Genomic DNA, 7,583 nt, shown 5'->3' on the forward strand with positions numbered 1-7,583 from the left:
GCCTGTCAACCCGCCCGTTTCGCCCTTTTCCCGGCCAAAAGCAGGGGAATTTTGTCCGCGCCCAAACGGTCATACTATACTCCATTGAAACTTTTCCGGAGGCGCTTTATGACTTGGAACACGCAACAAGGCGGAAACGGAGGCAAAAGCGGCGGCGTAAAGCCGGGAGCGGGCGGCAAGCCGCAGGGCTACGACTCTCACGGACGCTACACCGGCCCGCGCGGCGGGGCAGTGTCCCTGAGCGACGGCTCCGTCAGCATCTTTGGGGCCGAGGGCCGCCTGTACGCGGACGCGGGCAAGCAGGCCGGAGCCGACAGCGAGGCCGGAAGGCGGGAACCCAAAAGCCTGCTCACCGCCACCTCGGAACAGCTGGAGCGCATTGCCGCGGGCACGGGCCAGGCCGTGACTCAAGGCGCGGCCGGGGCCAAGCAGGCCCTTTCCCGCACCTGGGAGGAGCTTGCCACCAACGAGGAGCTGCACAAAGGCGTCGAGTTCGGCGTCAATGCGGCGGGAGAGGTGAGCAAGGATGTGGGAATGCAAGTTGGCAAGCACGCAGCCACTGTTTACGGGGGATACAAATTGGCTGCCCCCACAGGTGGGCCGCGATGGACCAATGGTTTGGGACCTGTTCCTGGGCTCGTCTGGACTGGGGTCAACAGCTACAAAACGTTCCCCCAAAAGGGGCAAGATCTCGGTGACCGCATCCAGACCATACACAACAGCGTATATGGCGAGAAAAAATGATGCTGACGAGTGCTCTCATTCCATCTCTCATCTTCTATGCAATAATCCTCGGCCTTGACATTACCCTCGAACTTTCAGGGCGTTACAAAAAAAGAGGATTGCACACCCTGCATTTTCTGCCGAACAATGTTGCCCCATTGTGGCAAATATTGTGCACGGTCATGATTTACGCCGCCTTTGGAGCGTGGATATACCAAGACGGACTATTTGGCGGGTTGTACCTCCCGGAAATTTGCGCACTGCAGTTCGTGATTCAAGCAACTCGCAGAATGTACAAAATGCTGAAACCTGTCGAAGTGCACTTCGATGCGTCCCAATCATAATCTAAGATTACCTCGGAGCAACTGGAGCGCATCGCCGCGGGCACGGGCCAGGCGGTGACCCAAGGCGCGGCCGGAGCCAAGCAGGCCCTTTCCCGCACCTGGGAGGAGCTTGCCACCAACGAGGAGCTGCACAAGGGCGTCGAGTTCGGCGTCAAGGCGGCGGGAGAGGTGAGCAAGGATGTGTGGGCAAAGGCGGGGGAGGATGCGGCGTCAGCGTTGTTGGGCTATGGCTCTGCAACATGGGGTGCTCCACTCTTTGGCCAAGAGCCCACCGTTTCGATCCTCCGCAATCGGGGTTGGAAACTTGCGAACGACGGATATGATCTTTTCGACTCGGCAGCACGCAAAACCCGCGAACTTGGCGCACGAATCGAAGAGCTGAAGCGGAGGAAATGACCTTGGAAATTTTGTGGCCAACCCTGCTCCGCTGTGCTGTCATTGTTGGCTTGTATCTTATCCCAACGCTACAGGTGCTGCTCACTCTTTCGGGGCAGTACCGCAAGTGCGGGCTGCTCCCGGAACGTTTTCCCTACCTTGAACACAGTGTCCGGGCTTCCGATGCGGCCTTTGCCCTCATCGCCGCGCTGCCACTGTATCTGGTCATTCGGGGAAACATCTTCGAGGCCGTTTATTTTCTGTTTTTCTTCATCCCTCACCAATTGCTGTGGCTCAAGAAACGCTTCGCCCTCAAAAAACCCCATCCCAACCGCGGGGAGACACTGGGGCCCCGGCCCTGAATGGGCGTTACCCTGGCTGGCAACGAGCGCGGCCGGGGCCAAGCAGGCCCTTTCCCGCGCCTGGGAGGAGCTTGCCACCAACGAGGAGCTGCACAAAGGCGTCAAGTTCGGCGTCAAGGCGGCGGGAGAGGTGAGCAGCGGCCCCAGGGCCCGCACCCTTTCCCGCCCTCTTGTGGAAGCGTCCCGGCGCTGGTACATGCTTGAGCGATGACAGACGCCGCCCACACCCCGCCCAAGGCGGACCTCCTGAACCTGACGCGCTCCGAGCTTGAAGCCTTTGTGGTGGACGAGCTGAAGCAGCCGCGCTTCCGCACGGACCAGCTGTGGCACTGGCTGTGGAACCGCGGCGCGCAGAGCTTCGAGGCCATGACCAACATCTCCGGCGCGCTGAAGCAGAAGCTCAACGAGCGCGCGGCCATCATCCGCCCCGCCGTGGACGTGGTCCGCGTGAGCTGCGACGGCACCATCAAGCTGCTGCTCAAGCTGGCGGACGGCGAAAAGATCGAGACCGTGCTCATCCCCATGGCCGGGCACTACACCCAGTGCCTTTCCACCCAGGTGGGCTGCGCCATGGCCTGCACCTTCTGCTCCACCGGAGAGCTCGGGCTGACCCGCAACATGACCATGGGCGAGATCGTGGGGCAGATTCTGGTGGCGCGCGCGCACCTGGCGGAGCACAGCCTGCCGCCCCTCAAGAACCTGGTGTTCATGGGCATGGGCGAGCCGCTGATGAACCTGACCGAGCTTCTGCGCAGCCTGGAGACCCTGGGCAGCCCGGAGGGCATCTCCATCGCCACGCGGCGCAGCACCGTCTCCAGCGTGGGCATCCCGGCAGGCCTCAAAATTTTGGGCGATTCCGGCCTGGCCGTGCCCGCCATCAGCCTGCACGCGCCCACGCAGGAACTGCGCGAAAAGCTCATGCCCAAGGCGGCCCGCGTGCCCCTGGAAGAACTCCTCGGCTGCCTGGACCGCTACCCCCTGAAGATGCGCGAGCGCGTGACCTACGAGTACATCATGCTGGGCGGCGTGAACGACACCATGGCCCACGCCAAGCAGCTGGTGAAGCTTCTGGGCCAGCGCCGGTGCAAGGTGAACCTCATCAGCTACAACCCGCCCCCGCCGGAGACGGGCAAGGCCCCGTTTGAGGCTCCGGACCCGGAAGGCGTGCTGGCCTTTGAGAACTATCTGCGTAGTAAGCATATTACGACTTTCATACGCCGCAGCATGGGTCAGGACATCGCCGCCGCCTGCGGCCAGCTGAAGCTTCTGGCTGGATAATCAGAGGGTTGATAGTGCGGCATCGGGCCGTGCGCAAATAGTCCTTGCCAAGGCTGGCCCAATTTAATAGTAGCCAGCCCTTCCAAAAAAATATATGGCGTCATTCGTCGGGACACCGGCGTTATCCCAAGCCCAGGAGGGTCCATACATGGCCAACTATCCCATGGTTCCCACCCGCGCCTTCTTCACCAAAGGCGTGGGCGTCCACAAGAACAAGCTGCAATCCTTCGAGCTGGCTCTTCGCGAGGCCGGCATCGAAAAACAGAATCTTGTTTACGTCTCCAGCATCTATCCGCCCAACTGCGAACTGGTGAGCCTGGAAGAGGGCGTGAAGGCCCTGCACCCCGGCCAGATCACCTTCTGCGTCATGGCGCGGAACCAGACCAACGAAAAGGGCCGTCTTGTCGGCTCCTCCTGCGGCATGGCCATCCCCTCGGACAAGGAGCACTACGGCTACATCTCCGAGCACCACAGCTTCGGCGAGGAGGAAAAGGAACTGGGCGACTTCGCCGAGGACCTGGCCTCCACCATGCTGGCCACCACCCTTGGCGTGGATTTCGATCCTGAGATCGGCTACGACGAGCGCCGCGAAGTGTACCTCATGAGCGGCAAGATCATCGATTCCATCTCCATGCCCGTCTCCGCCATCGGCACCGGCAACATGTGGACCACCACCGTGTCCGCTGTCGTGTTCATCTTCTAGGACGACGCCTTACATCAGAACCATTCGTCCAGGGCCTCCCGTTTCCGAATAGGGAGCGGGAGGCCCTGGCATAAGGAAAGCCCGAATGTCCACCATCAAGCGCGTTCTGCACGACGGAACCAAAGACAAGCTGACCCCGCTGACCACCCTCGACCCGGACGCCATCAACGACTTCGACGAACTGCTGACCGCAATGGGCCGCACCGCCTTTGGCGGCCGCAGCCTGGGCGAGGCGTTGGACGTGCTTCAGGCCATGGTGGAGGACCCCGACTGCGTGGTGGTGGGCACCTTCTCCGGCGCCATGACCGTGGCCAAGCAGAGCAAGCTTTTGATCAAGATGATCGACGAGGGCTGGCTCGACGTCGTCGTCTCCACCGGCGCGCTCATGGCCCACGGCTTCATCGAGTCCATCGGGCTCCAGCATTTCAAGTACGACCCCAGCATGAACGACAAGTCGCTCTTCGACGCGGGCTACAACCGCGTGTACGACACCCTGGAGCCCGAGGCCAACTTCACCCAGGCCGAGCTTGTGGTGCGCGAAGTGATGCACCAGCTCATGGACGTGGAAAAGGTGACGCACCTGTCCAGCGAGCTCATCTGCCGCGCCATCGGCAAGCACCTGAGCGAGAAGTACAACGGCCCCGGCATCCTCAAGAGCGCCTACAAGAAGAACGTGCCGGTCTACATCCCGGCCTTCACCGACTCCGAACTGGCCCTCGATGTGGCCTGCTCCATCCTGGCCAAGGACTTCGGCCACCTGCTGGGCGAAAAGGGCCCGGAGGCTCTGCCCTTCCAGTTCAACCCGTTCCTCGACCTGTTCAGCTACTCCAAGAAGATGCACGGCGCCAAGAAGATGGCCATCTTCACCATCGGCGGCGGCGTGCCGCGCAACTGGGCGCAGCAGGTGGGACCGTTCTTCGACGTCATGAGCGACCGCCTGGAGCGCGACCTGCCCGCGCGGCGCTTCCAGTACGCCATCCGCATCTGCCCGGAGCCCGTGCACTGGGGCGGCCTGTCCGGCTGCACCTACCAGGAGGGCATCTCCTGGGGCAAGTTCGTGCCCCCGGCCGAGGGCGGGCAGTTCGCCGAGGTCCACGCCGACGCCACCATGGCCTGGCCCATCCTCATCAAGGGCCTGCAGGACCGCCTGCGCAAAAAGGCCGCGAAGTAGCGCCCATGAGCGCCGCGGAATTGCGCCTGCCCGCGGAGTGGGAGCCCCACGCCGCCACCTGGATCACCTGGCCGCAGAACGCCTGCGACTGGCCGGGCAAGTTCGCGCCCATGCCCTGGGCCTTTGCGGAGATCATCCGCAAGATCGCCAACAGCGAAGGGCATGAGCGCGCCCGCGTGCTGGTGGCCGACGAGAGCGTGGAAAAGCGCGCGCGCGGCCAGCTCAAGAAAGCCCACGTGGACATGAGCCGCGTGGACTTCTTCCGCATCCCCACGGACCGCGGCTGGATGCGCGACTGCGGCCCCTGCTTCGTTGAAAAAGACGGCAAGGTGGCCATCTCCGGCTTCGACTTCGACGCCTGGAGCAAGTACCCGGAATACCAGCTGGACGCCCTGGTGCCGCCCACCATCGCCAAGCTGCTGGACCTGGAGTTCCTGCCCGCCATGTTTGGTGAGCGCCTCGTGGTCTTCGAGGGCGGGGCCATCGACATCAACGGCCGGGGCACCCTGGTCACCACCGAGGAATGCTGCCTGGACCCCTCCGTGCAGGTGCGCAACCCCGGTTTCACCCACGTCGATTACGAGGCCGTGTTCGCCTCCGCCATGGGCGCCGGCAACACCATCTGGCTGCGCAACGGCATCAAGGGCGACGACACCCACGGGCACGTGGACGACTTCTGCCGCTTCACCGACGCGCGCACCCTGGTGCTGTGCGAGGAGAAGAACCCGGCCGACGAGAACCACGCCATCCTGGAGGAAAACCGCGAGATCCTGGAAGGCGCAAAGCTGGAGGACGGCACGCGGCCCCAGGTGGTGCGCCTGCCCATGCCCGCGCCCCTCTGGTTCGACGGCCTGCGCCTGCCCGCCAGCTACGCCAACTTCCTCATCACCAACACGGCCGTTCTTGTACCCACCTTCAACGACCCGAACGACCGCCTGGCCCTGGGCATCCTGTCCGAATGCTTCTCCGGAAAGAACGGGCGGCCCGTCATCGGCATACACGCCGTGGACCTGGTCTGGGGCCTGGGCACCATCCACTGCCTGACCCGGCAGGAGCCGCTGGGCCGCTAGCAACCAGCCGATTTCGCAACTCATCCACCCGCCAAAACGCCCCGAGCATTTGCCCGGGGCGTTTTTTTTCAAAAAAACCATGCCCCGTTGACACAAGTCAAAGAAGAGATGCAAAGGTTATCGTAAACCCATTTTGCGAGCGCGGGGAACCGGGCTCGCCTGAACCAGGAAACATAGATGATAACCTTATACCGACCAGGAGGCACCCCATGTTTTGCAACCAGTGTGAACAGACCGCCAAGGGAACCGGATGCACCCAGATCGGCGTGTGCGGCAAGCAGCCCGACGTCGCCGCCCTTCAGGACCTCTTGATCTACGCTTGCCAGGGCCTTTCCGTCGTGGCGCACGAGGCCGCCAAGAAAGGCATCCAGGACAAGGACACTGACCTGTTCCTGTACAAGGCCGTGTTCAGCACCCTCACCAACGTGAATTTCGACGCCGCGCGCTTCGTCCCGCTCATCAACCAGGCCGTTGAGCTGCGCAAGTGCATGACCGCCCGCGTGGGCTCCCTCGGCGTCATCTCCGACTGCGACTGCCTGAAGTTCACCCCCGCGGCCGACCTGGCCGGCCTGGTGAAGCAGGGCGAAGAGCACGCCATCAACTCGGTGGACCCCAACGCCGACATCCAGTCCCTGAAGCAGACCGTCATCTACGGCATCAAGGGCGTTGCCGCCTATGCCGACCACGCCGCTTTGCTCGGCCAGTACGACGGCTCCGTGGCCGCGTACATTTACGAGGGTCTGGCCTCCGCCCTGCGCACCGATCTGGACCTGGGCGCCTGGGTCGACCTGGCCATGCGCTGCGGCACCGCCAACCTGAAGGCCATGGAACTGCTCGACGCCGCCAACACCGGCACCTACGGCCACCCCACGCCCACCGCCGTGCCCATCGGCCACCGCAAGGGCAAGTGCATCCTCGTCTCCGGCCACGACCTGAAGGACCTGGAGACCCTGCTGAAGCAGACCGAGGGCAAGGGCATCGACATCTACACCCACGGCGAGATGCTGCCCACCCACGGCTACCCGAAGCTGAAGGCCTACAAGCACTTCTTCGGCCACTACGGCACTGCCTGGCAGAACCAGATCAAGGAATTCGCCGAGTTCCCCGGCGCGGTGCTCATGACCACCAACTGCATCCAGAAGCCCGCCATGAGCTACCTGCCGAACATCTTCACCACCGGCCTGGTTGGCTGGCCCGGTGCGGTGCACGTGGGCAACGAGGACTTCTCCGCCGTCATCAAGAAGGCCCTTGAGCTGCCCGGCTTCACCGACGACCTGGACCGCGGCACCGTGAACGTTGGCTTCGGCCGCAACACCGTCATGAGCGTCGCCGGCACCGTCATCGACGCTGTGAAGGCCGGCAAGATCCGCCACTTCTTCCTGGTTGGCGGCTGCGACGGCGCCAAGCCCGGCCGCAACTACTACACCGAATTCGTGGAAAAGGCCCCGGCCGACACCATCATCCTGACGCTCGCCTGCGGCAAGTTCCGCTTCTTCGACAAGCAGCTGGGCGACATCGGCGGCATTCCCCGCCTGCTCGACGTGGGCCAGTGCAACG

Annotated in this window: 8 protein-coding genes; all 8 read left to right on the top strand. The window is 63.2% G+C overall.

Annotated elements, in window-relative coordinates:
- The first annotated feature begins 108 nt into the window (after positions 1-108).
- Complete coding sequence (locus tag VN419_RS13075; RefSeq protein WP_325647659.1) at positions 109-744, top strand: hypothetical protein; 636 nt, start codon at positions 109-111, stop codon at positions 742-744.
- Between the two features lie 377 nt (positions 745-1,121).
- Positions 1,122-1,463 carry a hypothetical protein gene (locus VN419_RS13080; protein WP_325647660.1) on the top strand — a complete coding sequence of 114 codons (342 nt, stop codon included), beginning with the start codon at positions 1,122-1,124 and terminating at the stop codon, positions 1,461-1,463.
- Complete coding sequence (locus VN419_RS13085) at positions 1,460-1,804, top strand: hypothetical protein (protein ID WP_325647661.1); 345 nt, start codon at positions 1,460-1,462, stop codon at positions 1,802-1,804. The genes VN419_RS13080 and VN419_RS13085 overlap by 4 nt, the downstream gene beginning before the upstream one ends.
- A 207-nt stretch (positions 1,805-2,011) precedes the next feature.
- Positions 2,012-3,082: a 23S rRNA (adenine(2503)-C(2))-methyltransferase RlmN gene (rlmN, locus tag VN419_RS13090; protein WP_325647662.1), complete on the top strand. Its 1,071-nt coding sequence runs from the start codon at positions 2,012-2,014 to the stop codon at positions 3,080-3,082.
- A gap of 148 nt (positions 3,083-3,230) precedes the next feature.
- Entirely contained in the window at positions 3,231-3,785 is a 555-nt protein-coding gene (locus VN419_RS13095) for a pyruvoyl-dependent arginine decarboxylase (protein ID WP_325647663.1), read from the top strand.
- An 85-nt stretch (positions 3,786-3,870) separates the two neighbouring features.
- Entirely contained in the window at positions 3,871-4,956 is a 1,086-nt protein-coding gene (locus VN419_RS13100; RefSeq protein WP_325647664.1) for a deoxyhypusine synthase family protein, read from the top strand.
- Positions 4,957-4,961: 5 nt separating this feature from the next.
- On the top strand, positions 4,962-6,026 hold the full coding sequence (locus tag VN419_RS13105) for an agmatine deiminase family protein (RefSeq protein WP_325647665.1): 1,065 nt from the start codon (positions 4,962-4,964) through the stop codon (positions 6,024-6,026).
- Between the two features lie 209 nt (positions 6,027-6,235).
- Positions 6,236-7,583 (top strand): hydroxylamine reductase (gene hcp, locus VN419_RS13110; protein ID WP_325647666.1); only part of this gene is annotated, 1,348 nt, incomplete at its 3' end.

Source organism: Humidesulfovibrio sp., from assembly GCF_035560995.1.
Classification (GTDB): domain Bacteria; phylum Desulfobacterota; class Desulfovibrionia; order Desulfovibrionales; family Desulfovibrionaceae; genus Humidesulfovibrio.